We start from the raw sequence: 25,211 nt of genomic DNA, 5'->3' as shown, positions 1-25,211 counted from the left end.
TAAGGTCCGCAGGTCTGGCAAGGAGAGTGCCGGTGAGGCTTCAAACCTGATGCGGTGTCCGGCCTCTGGAAAGCTCAGACACAACCACATCCGCCTGCGTTGGGTGGGATGGCGATAATATAGAAAATCGCTTTCGGCTCTGCAAGACGAAGCGCTGAGCGAAACGTCGCGCGGGCTGCCTAGAACGGCTTCACGATTACCATGATGACGATGACAATCATCAGGACGGTCGGCACCTCATTGATAATTCGATAGAATTTCTGGCTGCGCGGGCGCCGGTCGGCAGCGAAGTCCTTCACCCAGCGGGAAAAAAAGCCGTGGACCGCGGACATCGCCAGCACCAGTGCCAGTTTTACGTGCAGCCAGCCGAAGGTGAACCAGTGGCCGGACCAGGCCAGATAGAGGCCGGCGAGCCAGGTCACCATCATGGCGGGATTGATGATCGCCTTGAGCAGCCGGCGTTCCATGATCTTGAACGTCTCGGACTGCTTCGAGCCGATCTCGGCCTCGCAGTGATAGACGAACAGCCGCGGCAGATAGAGCATGCCCGCCATCCAGGAGATGACGGCGATCACATGCAGCGCCTTGATCCAGAGATAGACGTCTTCGAACATGCTCTGCGCCCGGATTCCCGCCCAGCCTAGGGAAGGCTGGGGATAGTAAGAACTCGTTAAGGTCTTCCCCTGCACACATATCCGTCCGTAGCGCCTTCCTCAAATCTAGAATCTTAGATTCTTAAAGGTTTGAGTCTGAGTGACCGTGGATTGGACTCACGCAACGCCGTCCGCCGGTTCGCGCGCGCTTGTTCACATCCATCAACATATCCCGGCAAGCTCCGGCGACTTCCGATAAGTCGCCCAGCTTCAAAGGCTTGCACGCTTCCGTCGGCAGCTTATCAAGGGAGTTGTCCGCGCAATCCCGTTTTCCTGCCGCGAGGGCGCCGGACTTGTTCTGATGGGCAGCGGTGTGAAGAAAATTGGCACTTGTCCCGCCCCTGGTGTCGCGCATCCCTTTCCGAGCGGTTAAGCTCCACAGAAATCCACAAACCGCCCCAACGAAATTCAAAGGGTTTTTGTGCCGACCTCGAACAATTATTTCCATCTGCATCTCGTTTCCGACTCGACCGGTGAGACGCTGATCACCGTGGCGCGCGCCGTCGCCGCCCAATACGCCAACGTGACCCCGGTCGAGCATGTCTATCCGCTGGTGCGCAGCCAGAAGCAGCTCGACCGCGTGCTCGACGAGATCGAGGAGGCGCCGGGGATCGTGCTGTTCACGCTGCTTGAGAAGGACCTCGTCTCGAGGCTCGAGGACAAGTGCAAGGGGATCAATGTTCCTAGCCTGTCGATCATCGGCCCGGTGATGCAGCTGTTCGAAGCTTATCTCGGTGCTGCGACGACGGGCCGCGTCGGCGCCCAGCACGTCCTGAATGCGGAATATTTCAAGCGCATCGACGCGCTGAACTACACGATGATTCATGACGACGGCCAGCATGTCGAAGGCCTCGACGATGCCGACGTGGTGCTGGTCGGCGTGTCCCGCACCTCGAAGACGCCGACGTCGATTTACCTCGCCAATCGCGGCATCCGCACCGCCAACGTGCCGCTGGTTCCCGGCATCCCGGTGCCCGAGCAATTGGAGAAGCTGACACGGCCGCTGGTCGTCAGCCTGCACGCAACGCCGGAACGCCTGATCCAGATCCGTCAGAACCGCCTGCTCTCACTCGGCGCCGACTCCGGCAGCGACACCTACACCGACAGACAGTCGGTCACCGAGGAGGTCGCGTTTGCGCGCAAGCTCAGCGCCAAGCATGATTGGCCGCTGCTGGACGTCACGCGCCGCTCGATCGAGGAAACCGCGGCGGCGATCATGAAGCTCTACAGCGATCGTCAGCGCAACCGGCCGTCGGAATAATGGCTCTCTGGCGCGGCAAAACTCCGTTGATTCTGGCCTCGCAAAGCAGCGCGCGAAAGTTGCTGCTGGCCAATGCCGGGCTCGAGTTCAAGGCCCTCACCGCTGACATCGACGAGCGCGGCATACAGGCTGCGTCAAAACTTTCCAGCCCGCGCGAGATCGGCCTGCTGCTGGCGCGCGAGAAGGCGAAGGCGGTCTCGGCTCATCATCCGGGAAGCTACGTGATCGGCGCCGACCAGACGCTGGCGCTTGGCGATCGCCTCTTCAACAAGCCCGCCGGCCGCGCCCAGGCGCTGGCGCAACTGCGCGATCTCGCCGGCAACAGCCATGAGCTGAATTCCGCCGTGGCCGTAGCGCATGACGGCAAGATCGTCTTTGAGGATGTCTCGGTCGCCCGCATGACCATGCGGTCGATGACCGATGCTGAACTGTCCGCCTATCTCGACGCCGCCGGCGAGGTGGTCACAACCAGCGTCGGCGCCTATCAGCTCGAAGGCCTGGGCGTGCACCTGTTCGAGCGCATCGAGGGTGACCATTTCACCATTCTCGGCCTGCCGCTGTTGCCGCTGCTTGCGTTCCTGCGGCGCGAACGGCTAGTTGCGGTGTGAGTGAACAGGAATGGCTCGGCGCTGATGCGTATCCTCGGACTGACCGGCTCGATCGGGATGGGCAAATCCACCACCGCAAAATTGTTCGCGGAGGCCGGCGTGCCCGTCTACGACGCCGATGCCGCCGTCCACCAGCTCTATGAAGGTGAGGCTGCTCCCGCGATCGAGGCCGCCTTCCCCGGCACCACCGTGAACGGCAAGGTCGACCGGCCCAAACTGTCCGCGCGCGTCGTGCACGATCCCGCCGCGATCAAGCAGCTCGAGCAGATCGTTCATCCGATGCTCGGCGCCTCCCGGCAAAAATTCTTTGCCGATGCCGAAGCGGCCAAGGCGCCGGTCGTGGTTCTCGATATCCCGCTGCTGTTCGAGACCGGCGGCGAAAAACGTGTCGATGCCGTGGTCGTGGTCTCGACCTCGCCGGAACTTCAGCGCGAGCGGGTGCTGGCGCGCGGCACGATGGACGAGGCCAAGCTCGACGCCATCATCGCCAAGCAGGCACCCGACGCCGAAAAGCGCAGGCGCGCCGATTTCGTGGTGGATACGTCACACGGACTTGAACCCGTGCGGGCGCAAATCGCGCACATCCTGGCCGAGGTCGTTAAGATGCCGCAGCGGCGGACCTGATTCGTCGACCCACCCGGCTTCCTCAAGATCATGCGCGAAATCGTTCTCGACACCGAAACCACCGGCCTTGATCCGCTCCGCGGCGATCGCCTGGTCGAAATCGGCTGCGTCGAGATTTTCAACCGCATGCCGACGGGACAGACGTATCACGTCTATATCAATCCCGAGCGGGACATGCCGGCGGAAGCCTTTGCGGTACACGGGCTGTCGGCCGAATTCCTGTCGACTAAGCCGCTGTTCCACGAGGTGGTCGACGCGTTTCTGGAGTTCATCGGCGATGCGCCGCTGGTGATCCACAACGCCTCGTTCGACATCAGCTTCATCAATGCCGAGCTCGACCGCATCAAGCGTGTGGCGATTCCGCGCGAGCGGCTGGTCGATACGCTGCTGCTGGCGCGACGCAAGCATCCCGGCGTGTCGAACCGGCTCGACGATCTCTGCTCGCGCTATTCGATCGACAATTCACACCGCACCAAGCACGGCGCGCTGCTCGACGCCGAGCTTCTGGCCGAAGTTTATGTCGATCTGGTCGGGGCGCGGCAGTCGCAGCTGCTGCTGGCGTCGGACGCCGAGGAGATTCGCGTCGGCACAACCGGCGATGCGCCGCGGCGGCAGCGGCTGGTGCCGCTTGCGCCGCGGGTTTCAGACGCCGAGCGCGAGGCTCACAAAGCCTTCATCGCAACCCTCGGCGAGAAGGCGATCTGGAACGAGTACCTCGCCGCTCCAGCCGCCGTTGCGGCCGGTTAAGCTCGCTGATCAGGCTTGCTGATCAGGCTTGGCCGGGCTGACCGCCCTGGGCGGCCATTTGCCGCTCCATGTTCTGGCGGTAGAGGCCGACGAAATCGACCGGGTCCAGCATCAGGGGCGGGAAGCCGCCGTCGCGCACGGCGGTCGCGATGATCTCGCGTGCGAACGGGAACAGCAGGCGCGGGCACTCGATCATGACCAGCGGATGCAGGTTCTCCTTCGGCACGTTGGCGACGCGGAACACGCCGGCATAGGCGAGCTCGAACGAGAACATGATCTTGCCCGCGGTCTCGGCCTTGCCGTCGACCGACAGCGTCACCTCGAATTCGGTTTCGCTGAGATTGTTGGCGCTGACATTGATCTGGATGTTGATCTGGGGCGGCTGGCTCTGCTGCTGGAGCGAGCTGGGCGCGTTCGGATTTTCGAACGACAGGTCCTTGGTATACTGCGCCAGCACGTTGAGCTGGGGAGCCTGGGCCGCCTCGGGAGGGGTGCCGTTACCGTTGGTCATGAAAGTCTCTCCTTACCCGATTGGGGCTGAATTTCGCGGCGGTTGGCTAACATAGGGCCGCCTCGTTCCACAAGGACGAACGGTGCCGGATGAGGTATCCGGGGCCGCGCCCACAACTGTGACGCTCGGCCCGGCCTTTTGGCGAAATTACGCCTTAAATGATTGAAGATGCGCGATTTCCGGGCACGATCGGGTTTCCCCTTAAGGATAAAACGCGCTACACTCGCCGCTGTGCCAAAAGGCGCCATTGGCCGGGCAAGATTCCGTGCCTACATCCCATGGACCTGACGCGGGCCTAAAATGGTGATGTGGACTTGCCGTTCCCGTACGGAACGGTCTACTGGCCGGATTGATTTTCCCGGCAACGATCCTGAAGACCCTTCTCGATAAGACCAGAAAGCGAATACGACGTGGACATCTACACCATCATCTTCCTGGCGCTGGCGGTCTTTATCTTCCTGAGGCTGCGCAGCGTGCTGGGGCAGCGCACGGGCAACGAGCGGCCGCCGCCGTTCGACCGCAACGCGCTCCAGGGCGCCCAGGACAAGAACGTCGTGACCATGCCGGGCAAGGTGATCGACCAGGCCCCGCTGGCGCCGGCGACCGAGCCGGCCCCGCCCTCCGATCGCTGGAAGGGCCTCGCCGAGCCGGGCACCCCGCTCGCCCAGGGGCTCGACGCCATCGTCGAGAAGGATTCCACCTTCGACCCGCGCCATTTCATCTCGGGCGCGCGCGGCGCCTACGAGATGATCGTGCTGGCCTTTGCCAATGGCGACCGCCGCGCGCTGCGCGACCTGTTGTCGTCGGAGGTCTATGAGAGCTTCGACGCCGCGATCAAGGAGCGCGAGAAGAACGAGCAGAAGACCGAGACGCGCTTCGTCTCGATCGACAAGGCCGAGCTCGTCGGCGCCGAGCTGCGCGACCGTACCGCCCAGCTCACCGTGCGCTTCGTCTCGCAGATGATCTCGGCGACCCGCGACAAGACCGGCACCATCGTCGACGGCAGCGCCGACACGGTGGCCGACATCACCGACATCTGGACTTTCGCCCGCGACACCACCTCTCGCGATCCGAACTGGAAGCTGGTTGGCACCGGAAGCGCGAATTAAGACCCTTCTGAAGAATAGCGCGACGGCGCTCTGCGCAGGTGTCGTCGCGCTATCGTCGTTTTCGCTCGGCGCCGAGGCGGCCCGCCGCCACTATCGCAGTCATCACCATCATCTCCCGGAATTGGCTGCCCACCCTCCGCGGGCCTTGCCCTATCCGCAGCTTCCCTTGCCATTCGAGATATCAGGCGCGCAATACCTGCCGCTGGCCTGGGCCGACGTGAAGGGCTGGAGCGAGGACGACCATCTCGCCGCCTACAAGACCTTTCGCGCGAGCTGCAAGTCTATCAATGCACAGTCGGGTGCGGCTGAGCCGAAAGCGCTCGGCGCCTCGCTGAACGAGCCCTGCCGCGCCGCCAAATCGCTCGACCTCAGCGACGACGCGAAAGCAAAAGCCTTCTTCGAGCAGAATTTCGCGCCGCTGCGCATCTCCCGCCTTGGCGAGCCCGACGGTTTCGTCACCGGCTATTACGAGCCGGTGCTGGAGGGATCGCGCACGCAGACTGACGTCTTCAACGTGCCGGTCTATCGCCGCCCGTCAAACCTGTTCGTGCGCGGCTACAAGCAGGATTCGGTGAGCTTGCCCAACAAGGGGCCGGTGTACCGCAAGATCGGCCGCCGCAAGCTCGTGCCCTATTACGATCGCGGTGAGATCGAGGACGGCAAGATCGCCGGCCGCGGGCTCGAGATCGCCTGGCTGAAGGATCCGACCGATCTCTTGTTCGCCCAGATCCAGGGCTCGGCGCGGATCAAGTTCGACGACGGCGGCACCGTCCGGCTCAACTACGACGCCTATAACGGCTATCCCTACACCGCCGTCGGTCGCATCCTGATCGAGCGCGGCATCATTCCGAAGGAAGAGATGTCGATGCAGAAGATCAGGGAGTGGATGGCGCAGAACCCTGACGGCGCCAAGGAGCTGCGGCGCCAGAACCGTTCCTACATCTTCTTCCGCGAGGTCAATCTCTCCGACAAGGACGAGGCGGTCGGCGCGCAAGGCATTCCGCTCACCGCCGGCCGCTCGATCGCGGTCGACAAGTCGCTGCATGTCTACGGCACGCCGTTCTTTATCGAGGGCGAGCTGCCGATCGATTCCGAACGGTCCAAGACACCGTTCCATCGGTTGATGATCGCGCAGGACACCGGCTCGGCCATCATCGGCCCTGCGCGCGCCGATCTCTACTTTGGTGCCGGCCAGGAGGCCGGTCGCGTTTCCGGGCGGCTCCGCCATCCCATGCACTTTGTCATGTTGGTGCCGAAGGGCATCGATCCCGCGGCGCGGGCCGCGCGGCTGCCGGTGCCGGATCCCAGGCCGTCGGAGAAGATCGCAAGGCTGTTTCCGCAAACCGGGCCCACGAAGGATCTGGCCAAGGGCACGCCTGCCGCCGTCGCAACGCCGGATAAAAGCGAGACGGTCGCTACCGCCGGCCCGGTCCCGCTACCGGTGCCACGTCCCGTGATCGAGCCCGCTGCCGAGCCGCGGCGGCCGGTGAAGAATCGGTCCCATCGGCAGCAATGAAGCGATCGTCCCGTCCGCCCGTGCTGGAGCCTCGTCCCTCGCCGCGCCGCCGCGCGCTGAGCGAGGAGGAGCGCGAGCTGTGGGACCTCGTCGCCAAGCACGTCAAGCCGCTGCGCAAGCATCGCGCGCCAAAGCCGCCGGCCGGGCAGCGCGCGGAGTCTTCGCCCGCCGCGCCGGCTATGCGACCTGCGTCGTCACCGCGGCCGGTTGCGGCTGCGCCCGCGCCGCGCGTGGCAAAACCGGCGATGCCGCCGCTGGCGCCGCTCGGCAAGCGCGAGCGCACAAAACTGTCGCGTGGCCGCAGCGAGATCGAGGCGCGGCTCGACCTGCACGGCATGACCCAGATGCGCGCCCATCGTGCCCTCACCGGATTCCTGCACCGCGCCCATCATGACGGCCTGACCTTCGTGCTCGTCATCACCGGCAAGGGCCGCAGCGGCGGCGAAAGCGGCGTGCTGCGGCGGCAAGTGCCGGAATGGCTGAGCCTGCCGGAATTCCGCGCCTTCGTCGTCGGCTTCGAGGAGGCCGCAATCGGCCACGGCGGCGAGGGTGCGCTGTATGTGCGGATCAGGCGGGCGAGATTTTAAATCCGCTAGAACGGCCGGACGATTCCGACGCGCGGGATCAGGGTGAGGACCAGGCCGAAGATGTTGGTCCTCTTGTCGTCCGACGGGATCAACGCGGTTTCGCGCGCGGCGGGCAGCGTCTTCACCGCGTGCAGGATCAGGAACATGCAGACCGCCCAGTTCGACATCCAGCGCGAATAATCGAACACCATCGCGAACATGATGAGATAGGCGAGGCTGATGCCGAGCAGCGCCGCTATGACCAAGCGCCGGTGCAGCTCGTTCGCGAGCGCGGCGATCAGGTCGGCGAAATAGCGCCACAGTGGCGTGTGCAGCCAGAGCAGCAGCGCGAACACGGGCAGGCCGAGGATGTTGTGCGGCAGCCATTTCCAGGTGTCGGACACCTCCTTCGACAGCGGCTGGTACCAGATGTAGCTGAACTGGAGCAGGCTGGTGCGGGACGGATCGGCCATGCGGCTCTTCAGATAGGCCAGGAAATCCGCCTCGGGGATCGGCATCGTTCCCAGGAACTGCGCCGCCAAGAACAGCGTGCTCACGCACAGCAGCGCCACAAAACCGAATGCGATATTCGTTCTGGTGATGCCGTGCACGAGATAGTGCCTGATTCCGACGATGGTGATGATGGTCGGCACATACATCAGCAGATGGATGTGGTGGATCAGCACCAGGATGATCGCGAACAGCGTGGCTGTCGCGACGAACAGCAGCGAGCCCGCCGGCATCAGCAGCAGGATGAGCGCGAACACGCAGCCATAGATGTCGAAATGGCCGAGCGTGTGCATGAAATTCTTCAAGAAGTATGGCGAGCCCACGATCAGGACGAACAGCGGCAGCGTCTTATTGGAGAAGCCGAACGTCTTCTGGAAGAGCCTGAGGAACAGCCCCAGCGTCACCAGCCACGCCGCGCCTGAGATGGCGAACACGAGCCACACCGGCACCTTGTCCGTGAACAGCGCGACGATCGCCCCGATCAGCGCGCGCTTGATGAAGCCGAAATGGTAGTCGACGAGGAGGTGGATGTAGGGGACGTAAGGCGGCAGCAGGATCTTGTGAATGAACACGCCGACGATGACCGCCGCGTTGATCGCGAGCAGCACGCGCCAGGGATTCTTCTGGATGTCAGCGATCACGCCGCACCTGAGCTGGCGCGATCTATCTCCGCTGTCGTCCCGGGCAAGCGAAGCGCGACCCGGGACCCATAACCACAGGAGGTCGTGTGTGCCGGAATCGGAGCCGCCATCTGTTTCAATAAGGACCGCTGGTGGTTATGGGTCCCCGCGTTCGCGGGGACGACGGCGGAATAGATAGCTGATCTCTCGCGAACTACAAAATGAACCGGCTGAGGTCCGCGTTCTTGGCGAGGTCGCCGACGTGCTTCTGCACGAAATCGGCATCGACCTTGACGGTCTCACCGCTGCGGTCGGGGGCGGTGAAGGAGATCTCGTCCAGCACCCGCTCCATCACGGTCTGGAGCCGCCGCGCGCCGATATTCTCGACGGTGGAGTTGACGGCGACCGCGACGTCGGCGAGCGCGTCGACGGCGCTGTCGGTGATGTCGAGCGTGACGCCCTCGGTCTGCATCAGGGCGACATATTGCTTGATCAGCGAGGCCTCGGGCTCGGTCAGGATGCGGCGCATGTCGTCGCGGGTCAGCGCCTGCAACTCGACGCGGATCGGCAGCCGGCCCTGCAATTCCGGCAAGAGGTCCGACGGCTTTGCGACGTGGAAGGCGCCGGACGCAATGAACAGGATGTGGTCGGTCTTGACCGCGCCGTGCTTGGTCGAGACCGTGGTGCCTTCGATCAGCGGCAACAGATCGCGCTGCACGCCCTCGCGCGAGACGTCGCCGGCGGCGCGGCCTTCGCGCGCACAGATCTTGTCGATCTCGTCGAGGAACACGATGCCGTTGTTCTCGACGGCGCTGATCGCTTCCAGCGTCAGCTGATCGGAATCGAGCAGCTTGTCGGATTCCTCGTTGACGAGGATCTCGTGCGAGCCTTCCACTGTCAGCCGCCGCGTCTTGGGACGGCCGCCGAGCTTGCCAAAGATGTCGCCGATCGAGATCGCGCCCATCTGCGCGCCCGGCATGCCCGGGATCTCGAACATCGGCATGCCGCTGCCGGACGATTGCGTCTCGATCTCGATTTCCTTGTCGTTGAGCTCGCCGGCGCGCAGCTTCTTGCGGAAGGATTCGCGCGTCGCCGAGCTGGAATTGGCGCCGACCAGCGCGTCGAGCACGCGCTCCTCGGCGGCGAGCTGCGCGCGCGCCTGCACGTCCTTGCGCTTGCGCTCGCGGACCTGGGCGATCGCGACCTCGACGAGATCGCGGATGATCTGCTCGACGTCGCGGCCGACATAGCCGACCTCGGTGAACTTCGTCGCTTCCACCTTCAGGAACGGCGCATTCGCAAGCTTGGCGAGCCGCCGCGCGATCTCCGTCTTGCCGACGCCGGTGGGTCCGATCATCAAAATGTTCTTCGGCAGCACCTCCTCGCGCAGCGAGCCTTCAAGCTGCTGCCGCCGCCAGCGGTTGCGCAGCGCGATCGAGACGGCGCGCTTGGCGTCGGTCTGGCCGACGATGAAACGGTCGAGTTCGGATACGATTTCGCGGGGGGAGAAGTCTGTCATGTCTGCTTAGCTAGGGCTGGAGGCGGCCAAGGACAAGCCGCATTTTAGGTCAGATGATGGGCGGGCCGGATTGCCATTGCTTCACGGCCTCGAGCGGATGGATCAGCATCAATATATTGAGCGTCAGATTGTCGCGAATGTGGAGCGCCAGCATGATTTCGAAGGCGAGCCCGGTGAGGACGGTCACAGATATAGGGAGCACACGCGCGGCGAGGAACCCGAGCATCATGAACAGCGTGTCAGAGATCGAATTCACGATGCTGTCGCCGTAATAATCCAGCGAGATCGTGCCGGCGCGGTAACGCTCGATGATGAACGGCGAATTCTCGACGATCTCCCAGGCGCCTTCGATCAGCATCGCGATGATCAACCGGGCGGGCCAGGAGAGGCGTAGCAGCGGCAGCCGCGCGAACAGCAGCCAGGTCAGGCCATAGAACAGGAAGCCGTGCAGGACGTGCGAGAAACTGTACCAGTCGGCAATGTGCTGCGAATTCTCCGAGCTGTTCACCACGCCGTGCCAGAGCTTGACATAGCCGCAGGTGCAGATCGGCACACGCCCCATCGCGAACAGCACCGCGGCCTGCAGCGCCAGCAGCGACAGCGCGATGGCGACCCAGGCGAGCGGCGAGACTGCGGCCCTACTCGCGCGCGCGTGGACTAGCGTCATGGCTCGCGTACCATCAGCAGCGCCGTCCCGTCGGGCGTGTCGACCATGTGGTCGCGGACGAAACCTGCCTTCTCGTAAGCGCGCAGCGCGCGCGCGTTGAGCGGATCGGGGTCAGTGACCATGCGCGGCAGGCCGTGCCGGAAGCAATCATCGACAAATTGGCGGATGAACGCCGAGCCGTGGCCGCGCCCGACCATGTCGCCTTCGCCGATGAACTGGTCGATCCCACGCGTGCCCTCCGGCTGCGGCCCGAAGCCCGTATTCCAGGCGGTCAGGCGGTAGCACTGAAGATAGCCGAACGGCTTGTCGTCAGCCAACACGATGAACTGGTCCATGGCGGGCTCATCGAGGTCGCCGCTGACGAGTGTAAACTGCTCGTCCGGATCGCCCCACCATTCCCGCACATGCGCCTCCCTCAGCCACCGCCGGATCAGCGGCAGATCGGCCGTGGTCATCGGGCGGAAAGTGTAGGAGAGGCTCATCTAGCCGCCACAACGGTGCTTCGCCCCCTCTCCCGCTTGCGGGAGAGGGTTGGGGAGAGGGTATCTCAGCATCGGGACACTCCCTGGGTGGAGAGAGCCCTCACCCGGCGCTACGCGCCGACCTCTCCCGCAAGCGGGAGAGGTTACATCGGCTCCCGAGCTCCGCCGTCCAATCACAGGCAAGCTCTACCCGGTCGCCAGGCTCTCAATGGTCAGATTGCGGTTGGTGTAGACGCAGATGTCGGCGGCGATGTCGAGGGAGCGGCGGACGATGGTCTCGGCGTCCTTGTCGGTGTCGATCAGGGCCCGCGCGGCCGCCAACGCGTAGTTGCCGCCGGAGCCGATCGCCATCACGCCGGCCTCGGGCTCGAGCACGTCGCCGGTGCCGGTCAGGACCAGAGAGACGTCCTTGTCGGCCACGATCATCATGGCCTCCAGCCGCCTGAGGTAACGGTCGGTCCGCCAGTCCTTGGCCAGCTCCACCGCGGCCCGGGTCAATTGCCCCGGATATTGCTCGAGCTTGCTCTCCAGCCGCTCAAACAGGGTGAAGGCGTCGGCGGTGGCGCCGGCAAAGCCGCCGATGACGTCGCCCTTGCCGAGCTTGCGGACCTTCTTGGCGTTGGACTTGATCACGGTCTGGCCGATCGAGACCTGGCCGTCGCCTCCGACCACCACCTTGCCGCCCTTGCGGACCGTCAAAATCGTGGTGCCGTGCCAGCCCGGCGAGCTGTTCTGGGAATCCTGCATCGTAATCCTCGTTGTCCGGGCTGATTTAGGGGGTCGGGAGCCAAGGGACAACAGGCGCACAACGGGCCGTTCCGGGCCGAATTTCGCTCACCATAGGCAGAAGTAGAGGCCCCGCCAGCCGTTCCCGCAGTAGCGAAGGCGTCATTTGGCTGTTAAGAGACTGGCGTTTTCGGCTCAAAGAGCATGATCCGGAAAAGTGGGTACCGGTTTTCCGACAAGATCATGCTCAAAACCAACGTGGAAACCGATTTTCCATGCGCACCGCGACGATCAAGCGCAAGACCAAGGAAACCGACATCGAGGTCTCCGTGAACCTCGATGGCACCGGCGTGGCCAATATCGCGACCGGCATCGGCTTTTTCGACCATATGCTCGATCTCCTCGCCCGCCATTCCCGCATCGACCTCACGGTCAAGGCGGTCGGCGACCTGCACATTGATTATCACCATACCACCGAAGACACCGGCATCGCGCTCGGCCAGGCGGTCAAGCAGGCGCTCGGCAACATGGCGGGCATCACCCGCTATGCCGGCGTGCACATGCCCATGGACGAGACGCTGTCGCGCGTGGTCATCGACATCTCGGGCCGCCCGTTCCTGGTGTTCAAGGCCGACTTCCCCCGCGACAAGATCGGCGAGTTCGACACCGAGCTGGTGCGCGAGTGGTTCCAGGCCTTCGCCATCAACGCCGGCGTGACTCTCCACGTCGAGACCCTATATGGCGATAACAGCCACCATATCGCCGAGTCCTGCTTCAAGGGTCTGGCACGGGCGCTGCGCACCGCGGTCGCGATCGATCCGAAGGCTGCGGGCGAGATCCCGTCCACCAAGGGCTCGCTCGGCGGCTGACGTCTTCCGGCCGGCGGCATGCGCCGCTTGCGCTTTCTACTCAATTCTCGAGCACGGGGCATCGCCATGCCTGTCTACACAGTTCATGCTCCCTCTCCTGCCGGAGCCGATCTGCGTGCGACCGACAAGTTCGTGTTCGTGCGCGACGGCTTTCATTTCTGGGCGATGATCTTCGGCCCGTTCTGGCTGCTGTGGAACCGGCTTTGGCTGGCGCTGATCGGCTATCTGATTTTCGTGGCCGCATTCAACGCCGGCCTGTCCAGCCTCGGTGTCGGACGTTCGTCGATCTTCTTCTCAGATCTCATCGTCGCGCTCTTGATGGGTTTTGAGGCTTCGAGCCTGCGTCGCTGGACGCTGTCGCGCGGCAAATGGCGGCAGCTCGACGTCGTGATTGCCGACGACGAGGACACCGCCGAGCGCCGCTTCTTCGAGCGCTGGAGCCAGAAGCAGCACGGCATCGTCAACGATCAATGGGCCGTCGATCGCGGCGGCCCGCCACCGACCCGCAGCGTGCCGGGCCAGCAATTCTCGAACCCGCCGCCGATTCCGGCCGGCGGCATCATTGGTTTGTTTCCAGAACCGGGAGGGTCAAGATGAGCGTCGCCATCATCGATTACGGTTCCGGGAATCTGCATTCCGCCGCGAAGGCCTTCGAGCGCGCCGCGCGCAGCCTGGAAAATCCGCAAAAGGTTTTCGTCACCAGCGATCCCGATCAGGCCTATGAGGCTGACCGTCTGGTGCTGCCGGGCGTCGGCGCCTTCGCCGATTGCCGGCGCGGGCTCGATGCCGTCAACGGCATGGTTGAGGCGATCACCGAGGCGGTCCGCGTCAAGGCGCGGCCGTTCTTCGGCATCTGCGTTGGCATGCAGCTGATGGCGAGCCGCGGCAAGGAGCATGTCATCACCGAAGGCCTGAACTGGATCGGCGGCGACGTCGAGAAGATCACGCCGCGCGATGAAAACCTGAAGATCCCGCACATGGGCTGGAATACGCTCGAGGTGCTCAGGGAGCATCCGGTGCTGAACAAGCTGCCGCTCGGCCCCAAGGGCCAGCACGCTTATTTCGTGCACTCCTACCACCTCAACCCCGCCAGTGAGGCGGACGTGCTGGCGCGCGCCGATTATGGCGGGCCTGTCACCGCGATCGTCGCCAAGGACACCGCCATCGGCACGCAGTTTCACCCCGAGAAGAGCCAGCGTTTTGGTCTGGCCCTGATCTCGAACTTTTTGCGATGGAAACCGTGATTCTCTTTCCCGCGATCGACCTCAAGAACGGCCAATGCGTGCGCCTCGAGCAAGGCGACATGGCGCGCGCGACCGTTTTCAACCTCAATCCAGCAGCGCAGGCGCAGAGCTTTGCCGAGCAGGGTTTTGAGTATCTCCACGTCGTCGATCTCGACGGTGCGTTTGCCGGCAAGCCGGTGAATGCCGAGGCCGTCGAGGCGATGCTGAAGACGATCAAGATTCCGGTGCAGCTCGGCGGCGGCATTCGCGATCTCAAGACCGTCGAAGCCTGGCTCGACAAGGGCATCACCCGCGTCATCATCGGCACCGCCGCGGTGCGCGATCCCCAGCTGGTGAAGGAAGCCGCGAAGAAATTCTCCGGCCGCGTCGCGGTCGGGCTGGACGCCCGCGACGGCAAGGTCGCGGTCGAAGGCTGGGCCGAGACCTCGCAAGTCACGGTGCTGGAGATCGCAAAACGTTTCGAGGATGCGGGCGTTGCCGCCATCATCTTCACCGACATCGCGCGGGACGGCCTGCTCAAGGGCCTGAACCTGGATGCGACGATCGCGCTGGCCGACGCGATCTCGATTCCCGTGATCGCCTCCGGCGGCCTCGCCTCGATCGAGGACGTCAAGGCGATGCTGACGCCGCGGGCGAAAAAGCTCGCCGGTGCGATCGCCGGCCGCGCGCTTTACGACGGCCGGCTCGATCCCGCCGCCGCCCTCACCCTGATCCGCGACGCGCGCAGGAGCTGACACATGTTCAAGGTGCGCGTCATCCCCTGCCTCGACGTCAAGGACGGCCGCGTCGTCAAGGGCGTCAATTTCGTCGATCTGCGCGATGCCGGCGATCCCGTCGAAGCGGCGATCGCCTATGACGCCGCCGGCGCTGATGAGCTGACCTTCCTCGACATCACCGCGACCCATGAGAACCGCGGTATCATGCTCGACGTCGTCCGGCGTACGGCCGAGGCCTGCTTCATGCCGGTGACCGTCGGCGGCGGCGTGCGCGAGGTCAACGACATCAAGACGCTGCTGCGCGCCGGCGCCGACAAGGTCTCGATCAACAGTGCGGCGGTGTCGCGACGCGAGTTCGTCAAGGAAGCCGCCGAGAAATTCGGCGAGCAGTGCGTGGTGGTCGCGATCGACGCCAAGCGGGTGAAGCGCCCGGGCGGCGACCGCTGGGAGATTTTTACCCATGGCGGGCGCAACTCCACGGGCATCGATGCCATCGAATATGCCCAGGAAGTGGTCTCGCTCGGTGCCGGCGAAATCCTGCTCACCTCGATGGACCGCGACGGCACCAGGCAGGGTTTCGACATCCCGCTGACCCGGGCGATCGCCGACAGCGTTCCCGTTCCCGTGATCGCCTCGGGCGGCGTCGGCAATCTCGACCACCTCGTCGACGGTATCCGCGATGGCCACGCCACCGCGGTGCTGGCCGCCTCGATCTTCCACTTCGGGGAATTCACCATCCGCGAAGCCAAGGAGCATATGGCCCGGCGCGGGCTAGCCATGCGCCTTGATGCCTGACGACTCCGCTTCATAAAAATGCTACATAGGCGGGCGAGACCGGCTCGTTCAGCCGGACGTGTATTGAGTGTTCTGTATGGCGCGTTTCACGATCCATCACCTCGCCGAGACCATCGACGCCCGCGCGGCGTCCGGTGGCGAGGCCTCCTATACCCGCAAGCTCCTCGACAAGGGCGCCGAGCATTGCGCCAAGAAGTTCGGTGAGGAAGCAGTCGAAACCGTAATCGCAGCAGTCGAAAACGATCGCGCGCATCTGATCGCTGAAAGTGCCGACCTGCTCTATCACTTCCTTGTGCTGCTCAAGTCCCGCGGCGTAAAGCTGGAAGAGGTGGAAGCGGCGCTCGACAAGCGAACGAATATGTCAGGGTTGGAAGAGAAAGCGTCGCGCAAGAGCGGCAACTAGCCGAGGTGGAGAGGTCGCGTCATGGATATCCGCGCACCGGAGCAGCAGTATAACCCCTACCGCGTCTATTCGCGCGAAGAGTGGGCGCGACTGCGTGACGATACGCCGATGACGCTGGAGCCGGGCGAGTTCGACCGGCTGCGCTCCCTGCACGACCGCCTCGACTTGCAGGAGGTCGAGGACATTTACCTGCCGCTGTCGCGCCTGCTCTCGATCTATGTCGATGCGATGCAGCGGCTGTATTACGCCGAGCGCCAGTTCCTCAACATCCGCGACCGCAAGGTGCCCTATATCATCGGCGTCGCCGGCTCGGTCGCGGTCGGAAAGTCCACCACGGCCCGCGTGCTCCAGGCGCTGCTGGCGCGCTGGTCGCCGCGGCCGAAAGTCGAGCTGATCACCACGGACGGATTCCTCTATCCGAACGCGGTGCTCGACCGGCAGGGCATCATGCAGAAGAAGGGTTTTCCGGAGAGCTACGACCTGCCGCTGCTCTTGAGCTTCCTCTCCGACATCAAGTCCGGCCGCCGCCATGTGCGTGCGCCGGTTTATTCGCATCTGACCTACGACATCGTGCCGGGCCAGTGGGCCGAGGTCGACCAGCCCGACATTTTGATCGTCGAAGGTGTCAACGTGCTGCAGACCGGCAAGCTGCCGCGCGACGGCAAGGCGGTGCCCGTCGTCTCCGACTTCTTCGATTTCTCGGTCTATATCGACGCCGACGAGGCGGCGCTGCGGCAGTGGTACATCAAGCGCTTCCTGGCGCTGCGCGACACCGCGTTCACCAATCCAAAGTCCTACTTCAACCGCTATGCGCTGCTGTCGGACGAGGAAGCCACCGCGACCGCGATCGCGATCTGGGAACGCACCAACCTCGCCAACCTCGAGGACAACATCTTGCCTACCCGCCCCCGCGCGACGCTGATCCTGAAGAAGGGCGCCGATCATACCGTGGAGAGCGTGGCGCTGCGGCGGCTGTGACGGTGCTGTAGCCGTAGGCCGCGGTGCCGTAGTAGGGTGGGCAAAGGCGCGAAGCGCCGTGCCCACGCTCTGTGCCTGTTGTCGAACGATGCGTGGGCATCGCTTCGCTTTGCCACCCTACGGCACCTTCGATGTGGCTACACCGCCAGATGCCGCGCTGCCGCCAGTCCGGTCAGCGCCTCTTCCAGCTTCTCGCGATCGAGCGGCTTGATCAGAAACCCGTTCATCCCGGCCTCGAAACAGGCGTAGCGATCTTCCACCAGCGTATTGGCGGTGAGCGCGAGGATCGGCGTGTGCTGGCCGCCGGTAGCGGCCTCATGGGCGCGGATGCGTTTGGTCGCCTCGATGCCGTCGAGCTGCGGCATCTGGATGTCCATCAGCACGAGATCATAGGGCGTGCCCGCCGATGCCGCCGCGAGCCAGGACTCCAGCGCGGCCTCGCCATGGACGGCGATGACGACGCGGTGACCGAGTTTTGTCAGCAGCGAGCGCATCAGCAGCGCGTTGATCTCATTGTCCTCGGCGACGAGGATCGACATGCCCCTTGCCGGGGCTGCGCCGGTGGAGTCGGCCGGCGGCTCCGGCGCGAGGTCGGGCGAGGCGACCTCGGGCGTCAGCGCGAGCCGTGCGGCGAGCGAGGCGGCGCGTAAGGGCTTGACCAGGAAGCCGGTGAAATCAGCCGAAAACTTCTCGTGGCGCGAGCTCGACGTCAGCAGCACCAGCCGCTGCGCCGCATGCGCGCGCGCCAGCCCGCCAAGCCGGTCGGCGATGGCTGCGCCGATCGCGCGATCGACCAGCATTGCGTGCCAGGATCGCTCCGGCAGCAGCGCTTCCGCGACCGAGGCATCGGACGTCATGCAGGTCTGGCCGCCCCAGCGTTCCAGGCGCCGCGCGATCAGCGAGGCCTCGATGCCGTCGGCAACCAGCAGGATCGACTTCCCGGTAAGGTCAGGGTTCGGAAACGCCGTCTGTCCTGCGCCGCCCGGCGATGCCGCCAGCGGCAGCGCGACCTCGAAGGTTGCCCCCTTGCCCGGCTCGCTCGTCAGCGTGATGCGGCCGCCCATGCGCTTGACGATGCGCTCGCTGATGGCAAGGCCAAGCCCGGTGCCGCCATAGGTGCGGGCGACGCGCGCGTCGGCCTGCTCGAATTCGCGGAAGATGCGCTGCTGCGCGTCGGGTGCGATGCCGATGCCGGTGTCGCGCACCAGAAAACTGATCTCATTCTGCCAGATGCCGGGCTCGACGATCAGCGCGACCCCGCCGTTTGCCGTGAACTTGATGGCGTTGCCGGCGAGGTTGAGCAGCACCTGACGCAGCCGTGCGGCGTCGCCGACCACTTCCAGCGGCAGGCGCTCGTCGACATAGGCGGCAATCTCGAGCTGCTTGGCCTGCGCGCGCGGCGCCAGCAGCTCTGTGATCTCCTCGATCAGGGTGGAGAGCGCGAACGGGCGCAGTTCGAGATCAAGCTTGCCGGCCTCGATCTTGGAATAGTCGAGCAGCTCCTCGATCAGCGCCATCAAGGCTTCGCCCGATGTCTTCACTGCCCTGGCGTAGGTCGTCTGCTCCGGCGTCAGCGTGGTGTCGAGCAACAGCCCGCCCATGCCAATGATGCCGTTCAGCGGCGTGCGAATCTCGTGCGAGGCCATCGCCAGGAAGCGCGATTTGGCGCGGTTGGCGGCGTCGGCCTGGTCGCGCGCATCGGACAGCGCGCGTTCGCTCTCGGTGCGGTCGGTGACGTCGCGCCCGACGCTCTGCAATTCGGCGGGCTGGCCGGCGTCGAGCCGGACATAGCCTTCGCGCCAGGCGATCCAGCGCGCGCCGAGCGGGGTTGCGATCTTCTGGTCGTGGACGCGCGTGCCGCTGCTCTCGCGCGCGCTGTCGCCCTGCTCCAGCACGTCAAAGTCAAATCGCGTGCCGACCAGCGCGCCGCGCGGCTGCCCCGCGAGCGCGCAATAGGCGTCATTGGCGAAGGTGATGCGGCCCTGGGTGTCGCGCAGCACGATCAGATCGCCCTGCTGCTCGAACAGGCTGCGCGCGCGCTCCTCGGCTTCCTTCAGCTCCCAATTGCGGTCGATCAGCGCCTCGTTATGCGCGGCGAGCTTGCGCATCCGTTTGTTGACGAAGCGCAGGCGCATGCTCAGCGTGGCAAGGCCGAGGCAGGCGAGCGCGAACAGGAAGCTCGCGCCGATCGCAAAGGCGTGGGGATCGTAGCCGGAATTCTCGGCCCGGCTGCCGGTGACGAAACCATAGGCGCCACCGAAGGTCGCCGAGAAGATCATGAAGGAGCGGATCGCGAAGGCGATGCGGGGATGCCGCCGCCTGAAGCGGCGCATGCGCACCTTGATCCGGAACATCCGATCCATCTCCACCGACCCTTATCCGAAACCCCGCTGCCAGCGCGTGCGACGATGTCGTGCCGACCTTGCGAACAGTTTGAGGCTTTGGGGCAGCCTCCAAACAGGGTTGACGAGGTGTTAATGCCTCAGAGCATGATCCGGACCCGAAGGGCCGCGTTTGCGCAAAGTGTGCAGCGGTTTTCCGGAAAGATCATGCTCAAACCTAGAGCGAGGCAGCATGGAGGTGGCGGTGGCCGCCGCGGGCGCCGACGATCAGCGCCGCCGCCTCGCGCTGGGAGAACGTCCGCGAGCGCACATAGATGCGGTAATCCGCCGGTCCCTCGGTGGAGAGATAGATCACCGGACCGCCATCGACGGGCTGCGCGGCAATCGAGACGAGGCGGTTCGACGCAGTAGCCTCGCAGGAGTCCGGCTCGGACCCGAGGCCGTCGTCGACGACGGCGAAGTCCGCAGCGTCCGCATCATCGGTGATCTGAACCCGCACCGTTGCCTTGTCGGGATCGTCGGTGAAGGCGACATGGACACCGGCGGTCCAGAACAGCGATGTCAGCTCGACCGAGGTTTCGCCGAGAGCGATGCAGGGATGCGAGACCGATCCGATCTCGCCGCGGGCGAACACCGCAGCCGCCAACAAGGGAACAACCGAGGCCAGGATCTTGAAACGCAACATGACACTCTACTCACCAAGGCCGCTCGGGAACTGTCCCCTTAAGAACGCATGGCCTTATGGTTTGCAGAGCGTAAAGGAAACTCGTTACCGCCGGGTTGATGCGCAGAATGATCAGGCGAGCTGCCGCACATCCTCCGCGAGTGCGCGGTAGGACAGGGCCTCGGCGAGATGCAGCCGGCCGATCTTGTCGGCATTGTCGAGGTCGGCGAGCGTGCGTGCCACCCGCAGCACGCGGTGATAGCCGCGCGCCGATAGCCGCATGGTCTCGGCAGCGTCGCGCAAGAGTTTCTGTCCCTGTGCGTCGGGCTTGGCGACGTCCTCCAGCACGGAGGCGGGCGCTTCGGCGTTGGTGCGGACATTGGGCAGGCCGGCATCGGCATAGCGTGCAAGCTGGATGTCGCGCGCCGCCGCGACGCGCGCGGCGACTTCGGCGGATCCTTCCGCCGGCGGCGGCAGGATCAGATCGGCTGCGGTGACCGCGGGCACCTCGATGCGCAAATCGATGCGGTCCATCAGCGGGCCGGAGATGCGCGCCTGGTAGTCGCCGGTGCAGCGATCGACGCGGCCGCGCTTGCAGGCATAGCCCGGCTCGAACGCGTTGCCGCAGCGGCACGGATTCATCGCTGCGACCAGCATGAAGCGCGCCGGATAAGTGACGCGGTGGTTTGCGCGCGACACCGCGACCTCTCCGTTCTCCAGCGGCTGGCGCAGCGAATCCAAGACGCGCGGATCGAACTCCGGCAGCTCGTCGAGGAACAGCACGCCCTGATGCGCCAGCGAGATCTCGCCGGGCTTTGCGCGCATGCCGCCGCCTGTCAGCGCCGCCATGCTGGCCGAATGATGCGGCGAGCGGAACGGCCGCCGCGCGGTCAGCGCGCCGCCTTCGATCTCGCCGGCAACGGAGGCGATCATCGAGACCTCGAGCAATTCGCCCGGCGACAGCGGCGGCAGGATCGAGGGCAGGCGCGCCGCCAGCATCGATTTGCCGGCGCCGGGCGCGCCGATCATCAGGAGATGGTGTCCGCCGGCGGCCGCGATCTCCAGCGCGCGCTTGGCGCTCTCCTGGCCCTTGATGTCGCGCAGGTCGAGCGTGGAGGCGGCGGCCTCGTGCACCTTCGGCGAGGGACGCGACAGCACCTGCGTGCCCTTGAAGTGGTTGGCGATCTGGATCAGCGAGCTTGCGGCGATGATCTGGATGTCCGGGCTCGCCCAGGCCGCTTCGGAGCCGCAAGACGCCGGGCAGATCAAGCCTTCCTCGCGCATATTGGCGCCGATCGCGGCCGGCAGGACGCCGGCCACCGGCGCGATCGAGCCGTCGAGACCGAGCTCGCCCAGCACGGTAAACCCCGTCAGCGCATCCGGCGGGATCGCGCCGATCGCCGCCATCAGCCCGAGCGCGATCGGCAGGTCGTAATGGCTGCCTTCCTTCGGCAGGTCGGCCGGCGCCAGATTGACGATGATCCGCCGCGCCGGCAGCGCCAGCCCCGAGGCGATCAGCGCCGAGCGCACGCGTTCGCGCGCCTCCGAAACCGCCTTGTCCGGCAGGCCGACGATGGCAAAGGCCGGCAGGCCCGGCGCGACCTGCACCTGCACGTCGACCGCACGAGCCTCGATCCCCTCAAAGGCGACGGTAGAAACCCGCTGAACCATGCCCGAACCAGCCTGCCCTCTCGTACAATCGAGGGTAGCAGAGCCCGGCGCACTCCGCAAGAACAATACGGGAACATTTCCGGGCGAGGCAAGTCTTAACGAGCCGTAAACGGGGGCCAGACACTAAGCCTCGAATGCGAGCGGCTGCGCTCAGCACATCCCAACGAATGTTCGCTACTTCTAAGGTGCGGGATGGGCCGTGGTCTAACGGGTGAACAGTTCAAATGCTTGCAAATCGCCGGAGAAGCGAACGTCGGGTGTGCAGCCGGCTCGCCAAGATTCATTTTGGCGCGGGCTCGCTGCCGCGGGATTGCACGATCACGGATATCTCGGATGGCGGCGTGAAGGTCGTGGCTGAATTTCTGGAAGTGCCGCCGCAATTCACCATCATCTTCGCGCCGGACTATTCCCGCCAATGCCGCCTGCGCTGGCGTATCGGCTGCGAATTCGGCGCCGAATTCACCGACTAAGGTCTGAACGACTGTCTCTTTAACGGGACTTTAGCGTTAATAGGCAAAGCATCTCTGATCAGTCGCCGAGTGATCAGAGTATGTCCAAGCGTTTGCCCGTTGCCTCTCCCCCGGCGCGATATCTGTTGTCCGCGTTCCTGGCACTTGCCCTCGGCGGCTGTCAGACCACCGGCCTCGAGGACGTCACCGGCGCGCTTGGCGGCAAATCGGAGACAGCCGGCAAGGCCGATCCGAAGTCGGACATGGACACCTTGCGCGAGCGCTATCGCGCCAAGCCCAGTGATCCCAACGTCGCGCTGGAATACGGCAAGGCGCTGCGCGAGAGCGGCCAGCGCGCGCAGGCGGTCGCGGTGCTGGAGCAGGCCGTGCTCGGTCATCCCAGCAACAAGGCGCTGCTCGCCGGCTATGGCCGTGCGCTCGCCGACAACGGCAATTTCCAGCAGGCCTTCGACGTGCTCGGCCGCGCGCATTCGCCCGAGGATCCCGACTGGCGCATTCTGTCGGCGCAGGGCGCGGCGCTCGATCAGCTCGGCCGCAACGAGGAAGCGCAGCAATATTACGCCGCGGCGCTGAAGATCGCGCCCGACGAGCCGACCGTGCTGTCCAATCTCGGCCTGTCCTACGTGCTGCAGAACAATCTGCCGAAGGCCGAACAGGTGCTCGGCCGCGCCTATCAGCGCAATCAGAACGATGCGCGGGTCCGTGCCAATCTCGCACTCGTGCTGGGATTGCAGGGCCGCGAGTCCGAGGCCGAAATCCTCGTGAAGGCCGATCTGCCGCCGGACCAGGCCGCGGCCAAGGTCACGGCGCTGCGGCAGCTGCTGGCAAAGAAGCAGCAGCGGGCGGACAGGTAGCCGGCCTCTATAGACGCCTTATGGGATGAGACTCACCTAGCGCTCCGACGGAGAGCTTACGACGCCTTGCGGTGCGGCGCGGAGCTGCGGCTTGACCGGCCCTTCAGCTTCTTCAGCAGCGGACCGAGCAGCGAGCGCTTCGGCTTCTTCACCTCGCCGCGGCCGGCGAGGCGGTTCGCCATATTCTGGAACAGCTCGGTGGTGCGGTGACTCCTGGACACCTCCGCGATCATCTGGCCGTTGTTGGCTGCGGTCGAGAACAGTTTCGAATCGAACGGGATCACCGCGAGCGGCTGGCTCTCCATGGTCTTGGCAAATGCCTTGACCTCGATCTCGGCGCGCTTGTGCATGCCGACCTGGTTGATGCAGTACAGCGGCGGCCGGTCGTTCGGCCGCGCCGCCTTGAGCACGCTGAGCATGTTCTTGGTGTTGCGCAGGTTGGCAAGATCAGGCTCGGCCACGATCACGATGTCGTCGGCATTGACCAGCGCGCGCCGCGTCCAGCCCGACCATTGATGGGGCACGTCGAGCACGATGCAGGGCGTGGTCATGCGCAGCGTGTCGAACACCGCATCAAAGGCTTCCGCGCCGAAATCGTAGACGCGGTCAAGCGTGGCGGGTGCAGCAAGAAGGCTGAGGCGGTCGGTGCATTTGGCGAGCAGGCGTTCCATCAGCGCCGTGTCGGGGCGGTCCTGCGACAGCACCGCATTGGCGATGCCCTGCACCGGGTCCTGGTTGTAGTCGAGGCCGGCGGTGCCGAAGGCAAGGTCGAGATCGATCACGACGGAATCGAGCGCGAGGTCGCGCGCGATGGTCCAGGCGACGTTGTGCGCGACCGTGGACGCGCCGACGCCACCCTTGGCGCCGACCACGGCAATGACGCGGCCGGTGATGATGGCTTCGGACGCCGAGAACAGGCTGCAGATGGAGCGGACGACGTCGAGGGTCTCGACCGGTCCCACCACATAGTCGTTGACGCCGCGGCGGACCAGCTCGCGATAGGGCGCGGTGTCGTTGGGATTGCCGATCACCACCACGCGGGTGCCGGGATCGCAGACGCCGGCGAGATCGTCGAGACCCTCGAGGATGTCGCGCGTACCGTCGGACTCGATCACGATGACGTTCGGTGTCGGCATCGAATCGTAGACTTCGATCGCCGCGGCGAGGCCGCCGCTCTTGGCGGTCAGATGCGCCTTGGCGAGCCGGCGGTCCTGCCCGGCGGCGATCACCGCCTGGAGCGTCTGCTCGGTCTCGCAAAAGGCCTGCACGGAGATGCGAGGAACCGGCGCAATGTGTTCCTCGGGGTGCTGCGGATCGTCCGCCTCTTCGTCGTGGACGCTGGTCATTTGCCTGTGTCGCTCAGTTTGGCCCTGTCGGACTCTGGATAGGTGGTCGCGGTCGTCGAGCCCTTGCGGTAACGGTCGAAGGCGATCTCGCGCCGCGCGGTATAGGCCGGCGTCTCCGCGCGCGGCTGCTCGAGGTCGGCGGGATTGTCGATCATGGCCGCGAGGTTACGCTGGCTGGCGCAGCCGAGATTGAAGTAGGGATGGTTCTCGTTGTAGCCGGGATCGAGGATGGACGGACCGACGTCTTCCGGCCACAGCCCGCAGGGGCCCGCGACGGCCGTGATCTTCGAATAGCTCAGGCGGATGGTCGGCAGCAGTCCGGGATCCTCGGGGCGGTAGCGATGCTGGACGATGGCGCGCGACGGCACGCCGCCGGAGGCGAGCACGGAGCGGATCTCCTGATAGGTCGCCGCCGCGGCGCGTGAATTCGCGGTGTCCACGGGCACGTCGACCACGACGGCGCCGGTGCCTTCGCGCACCCAGTCCCGGGCGATGCCGGCGACGTCGGCGTGCTGCGCGGCCGAGAGGCCGCCTCTGGCCTTGCCGACGAAGATCACGATCGACTTCTTGCCTTCCTGCACCGCGATCGGGTGGCGCTGGCGGTAGTCGGTCGGCACCGTCTGGGTGACGATTTCGCCAGTGGTGTTGCAGGCGCCGAGCAGGACGGAGAGCCCCGTCAGCGCCAGCGCAATCCGTAAGCTGCGACGTCGATCGGCTGTCATCTTCGTCATCGCCTTATC

At 65.0% G+C, this 25,211-nt stretch carries 28 protein-coding genes; 16 read left to right on the top strand and 12 right to left on the bottom strand.

Annotation, left to right across the window (positions count from 1 at the left end; all coding sequences use genetic code 11):
* Positions 1-179: 179 nt before the first annotated feature.
* Positions 180-614: a protoporphyrinogen oxidase HemJ gene (gene hemJ, locus WN72_RS01045; RefSeq protein WP_027561687.1), complete on the bottom strand. Its 435-nt coding sequence runs from the start codon at positions 612-614 to the stop codon at positions 180-182.
* 460 nt (positions 615-1,074) lie between these two features.
* On the opposite strand from hemJ, the gene WN72_RS01040 reads away from it, so the two are divergent.
* Genes WN72_RS01040 through dnaQ form a run of 4 tightly spaced genes read left to right on the top strand, consistent with a single transcriptional unit; the run spans position 1,075 to position 3,893 of the window.
* Entirely contained in the window at positions 1,075-1,914 is an 840-nt protein-coding gene (locus WN72_RS01040) for a pyruvate, water dikinase regulatory protein (RefSeq protein WP_027561686.1), read from the top strand.
* Positions 1,914-2,522: a Maf family nucleotide pyrophosphatase gene (locus WN72_RS01035; RefSeq protein ID WP_027561685.1), complete on the top strand. Its 609-nt coding sequence runs from the start codon at positions 1,914-1,916 to the stop codon at positions 2,520-2,522. The genes WN72_RS01040 and WN72_RS01035 overlap by 1 nt, the downstream gene beginning before the upstream one ends.
* Before the next feature lie 24 nt (positions 2,523-2,546).
* Positions 2,547-3,146, top strand: a complete 600-nt coding sequence (coaE, locus tag WN72_RS01030; RefSeq protein WP_092212357.1) for a dephospho-CoA kinase — start codon at positions 2,547-2,549, stop codon at positions 3,144-3,146.
* A 30-nt stretch (positions 3,147-3,176) separates the two neighbouring features.
* Positions 3,177-3,893, top strand: a complete 717-nt coding sequence (gene dnaQ / locus WN72_RS01025; protein ID WP_027561683.1) for a DNA polymerase III subunit epsilon — start codon at positions 3,177-3,179, stop codon at positions 3,891-3,893.
* A gap of 22 nt (positions 3,894-3,915) precedes the next feature.
* On the opposite strand, the gene secB is transcribed toward dnaQ, so the two are convergent.
* Entirely contained in the window at positions 3,916-4,404 is a 489-nt protein-coding gene (gene secB, locus WN72_RS01020) for a protein-export chaperone SecB (RefSeq protein ID WP_027561682.1), read from the bottom strand.
* A 410-nt stretch (positions 4,405-4,814) separates the two neighbouring features.
* Between secB and WN72_RS01015 the strand changes: the two genes are divergently transcribed.
* Genes WN72_RS01015 through WN72_RS01005 form a run of 3 tightly spaced genes read left to right on the top strand, consistent with a single transcriptional unit; the run spans position 4,815 to position 7,616 of the window.
* Positions 4,815-5,513 (top strand): Tim44/TimA family putative adaptor protein, encoded by a 699-nt coding sequence (locus WN72_RS01015; protein WP_027561681.1) that lies wholly within the window; start codon positions 4,815-4,817, stop codon positions 5,511-5,513.
* Positions 5,491-7,029 carry a murein transglycosylase A gene (mltA, locus tag WN72_RS01010; protein ID WP_027561680.1) on the top strand — a complete coding sequence of 513 codons (1,539 nt, stop codon included), beginning with the start codon at positions 5,491-5,493 and terminating at the stop codon, positions 7,027-7,029. Before WN72_RS01015 ends, mltA begins: the two co-directional genes overlap by 23 nt.
* Positions 7,026-7,616 carry a Smr/MutS family protein gene (locus WN72_RS01005; protein ID WP_027561679.1) on the top strand — a complete coding sequence of 197 codons (591 nt, stop codon included), beginning with the start codon at positions 7,026-7,028 and terminating at the stop codon, positions 7,614-7,616. The genes mltA and WN72_RS01005 overlap by 4 nt, the downstream gene beginning before the upstream one ends.
* Before the next feature lie 5 nt (positions 7,617-7,621).
* Here WN72_RS01005 and WN72_RS01000 read toward each other — a convergent pair whose 3' ends face one another.
* The 5 genes from WN72_RS01000 to hslV form a co-directional block, all read right to left on the bottom strand.
* Positions 7,622-8,746, bottom strand: a complete 1,125-nt coding sequence (locus WN72_RS01000; protein WP_092211624.1) for a hypothetical protein — start codon at positions 8,744-8,746, stop codon at positions 7,622-7,624.
* 193 nt (positions 8,747-8,939) lie between these two features.
* A complete protein-coding gene (hslU, locus tag WN72_RS00995; RefSeq protein WP_027561677.1) occupies positions 8,940-10,244 on the bottom strand; it encodes an ATP-dependent protease ATPase subunit HslU in 1,305 nt (434 codons plus the stop codon).
* Between the two features lie 49 nt (positions 10,245-10,293).
* On the bottom strand, positions 10,294-10,911 hold the full coding sequence (locus WN72_RS00990; protein ID WP_092211626.1) for a DUF2585 domain-containing protein: 618 nt from the start codon (positions 10,909-10,911) through the stop codon (positions 10,294-10,296).
* Positions 10,908-11,393, bottom strand: a complete 486-nt coding sequence (locus tag WN72_RS00985) for a GNAT family N-acetyltransferase (RefSeq protein WP_092211628.1) — start codon at positions 11,391-11,393, stop codon at positions 10,908-10,910. The genes WN72_RS00990 and WN72_RS00985 overlap by 4 nt, the downstream gene beginning before the upstream one ends.
* Before the next feature lie 186 nt (positions 11,394-11,579).
* Positions 11,580-12,140: an ATP-dependent protease subunit HslV gene (gene hslV, locus WN72_RS00980; protein WP_027561674.1), complete on the bottom strand. Its 561-nt coding sequence runs from the start codon at positions 12,138-12,140 to the stop codon at positions 11,580-11,582.
* Between the two features lie 254 nt (positions 12,141-12,394).
* On the opposite strand from hslV, the gene hisB reads away from it, so the two are divergent.
* From hisB to coaA, 7 genes are all read left to right on the top strand, one after another.
* Positions 12,395-12,988 carry an imidazoleglycerol-phosphate dehydratase HisB gene (gene hisB, locus WN72_RS00975; protein WP_027561673.1) on the top strand — a complete coding sequence of 198 codons (594 nt, stop codon included), beginning with the start codon at positions 12,395-12,397 and terminating at the stop codon, positions 12,986-12,988.
* Between the two features lie 66 nt (positions 12,989-13,054).
* A complete protein-coding gene (locus tag WN72_RS00970; RefSeq protein WP_027561672.1) occupies positions 13,055-13,585 on the top strand; it encodes a DUF2628 domain-containing protein in 531 nt (176 codons plus the stop codon).
* Positions 13,582-14,232 (top strand): imidazole glycerol phosphate synthase subunit HisH, encoded by a 651-nt coding sequence (gene hisH, locus WN72_RS00965; protein ID WP_092211630.1) that lies wholly within the window; start codon positions 13,582-13,584, stop codon positions 14,230-14,232. Before WN72_RS00970 ends, hisH begins: the two co-directional genes overlap by 4 nt.
* The gene (gene hisA, locus WN72_RS00960; protein ID WP_092212361.1) at positions 14,229-14,966 is read left to right on the top strand and encodes a 1-(5-phosphoribosyl)-5-[(5-phosphoribosylamino)methylideneamino]imidazole-4-carboxamide isomerase; all 738 of its coding nucleotides are present in this window, start codon (positions 14,229-14,231) and stop codon (positions 14,964-14,966) included. Before hisH ends, hisA begins: the two co-directional genes overlap by 4 nt.
* Before the next feature lie 3 nt (positions 14,967-14,969).
* Positions 14,970-15,743 carry an imidazole glycerol phosphate synthase subunit HisF gene (gene hisF / locus WN72_RS00955; protein WP_027561669.1) on the top strand — a complete coding sequence of 258 codons (774 nt, stop codon included), beginning with the start codon at positions 14,970-14,972 and terminating at the stop codon, positions 15,741-15,743.
* Between the two features lie 76 nt (positions 15,744-15,819).
* Complete coding sequence (locus tag WN72_RS00950) at positions 15,820-16,146, top strand: phosphoribosyl-ATP diphosphatase (RefSeq protein WP_027561668.1); 327 nt, start codon at positions 15,820-15,822, stop codon at positions 16,144-16,146.
* A 21-nt stretch (positions 16,147-16,167) separates the two neighbouring features.
* Positions 16,168-17,124 carry a type I pantothenate kinase gene (gene coaA / locus WN72_RS00945; RefSeq protein ID WP_027561667.1) on the top strand — a complete coding sequence of 319 codons (957 nt, stop codon included), beginning with the start codon at positions 16,168-16,170 and terminating at the stop codon, positions 17,122-17,124.
* Positions 17,125-17,261: 137 nt separating this feature from the next.
* Here coaA and WN72_RS00940 read toward each other — a convergent pair whose 3' ends face one another.
* The 3 genes from WN72_RS00940 to WN72_RS00930 form a co-directional block, all read right to left on the bottom strand.
* Positions 17,262-19,487, bottom strand: a complete 2,226-nt coding sequence (locus tag WN72_RS00940) for a PAS domain-containing hybrid sensor histidine kinase/response regulator (protein ID WP_167380554.1) — start codon at positions 19,485-19,487, stop codon at positions 17,262-17,264.
* Between the two features lie 196 nt (positions 19,488-19,683).
* Positions 19,684-20,151, bottom strand: coding sequence for a hypothetical protein (locus WN72_RS00935; RefSeq protein ID WP_027561665.1), 468 nt, complete (start codon positions 20,149-20,151; stop codon positions 19,684-19,686).
* A gap of 111 nt (positions 20,152-20,262) precedes the next feature.
* Complete coding sequence (locus WN72_RS00930; protein ID WP_092211635.1) at positions 20,263-21,801, bottom strand: YifB family Mg chelatase-like AAA ATPase; 1,539 nt, start codon at positions 21,799-21,801, stop codon at positions 20,263-20,265.
* A 224-nt stretch (positions 21,802-22,025) separates the two neighbouring features.
* Between WN72_RS00930 and WN72_RS00925 the strand changes: the two genes are divergently transcribed.
* Both WN72_RS00925 and WN72_RS00920 read left to right on the top strand, forming a co-directional pair.
* Positions 22,026-22,271, top strand: coding sequence for a PilZ domain-containing protein (locus WN72_RS00925; protein WP_011083489.1), 246 nt, complete (start codon positions 22,026-22,028; stop codon positions 22,269-22,271).
* 80 nt (positions 22,272-22,351) lie between these two features.
* A complete protein-coding gene (locus WN72_RS00920) occupies positions 22,352-23,125 on the top strand; it encodes a tetratricopeptide repeat protein (RefSeq protein WP_092211637.1) in 774 nt (257 codons plus the stop codon).
* Positions 23,126-23,181: 56 nt separating this feature from the next.
* On the opposite strand, the gene WN72_RS00915 is transcribed toward WN72_RS00920, so the two are convergent.
* Together WN72_RS00915 and WN72_RS00910 are read right to left on the bottom strand one after the other, a co-directional pair.
* Positions 23,182-24,471 carry a CpaE/TadZ family protein gene (locus WN72_RS00915; protein WP_092211639.1) on the bottom strand — a complete coding sequence of 430 codons (1,290 nt, stop codon included), beginning with the start codon at positions 24,469-24,471 and terminating at the stop codon, positions 23,182-23,184.
* Entirely contained in the window at positions 24,468-25,202 is a 735-nt protein-coding gene (locus tag WN72_RS00910) for a CpaD family pilus assembly protein (protein ID WP_092211641.1), read from the bottom strand. The genes WN72_RS00915 and WN72_RS00910 overlap by 4 nt, the downstream gene beginning before the upstream one ends.
* Positions 25,203-25,211 lie beyond the last annotated feature (9 nt).

The organism is Bradyrhizobium arachidis (genome assembly GCF_015291705.1).
In the GTDB taxonomy this organism is placed as follows: domain Bacteria; phylum Pseudomonadota; class Alphaproteobacteria; order Rhizobiales; family Xanthobacteraceae; genus Bradyrhizobium; species Bradyrhizobium arachidis.
Note: the sequence above shows the minus strand (reverse complement) of the source record. Positions and strands in the feature narration are given on the sequence as shown.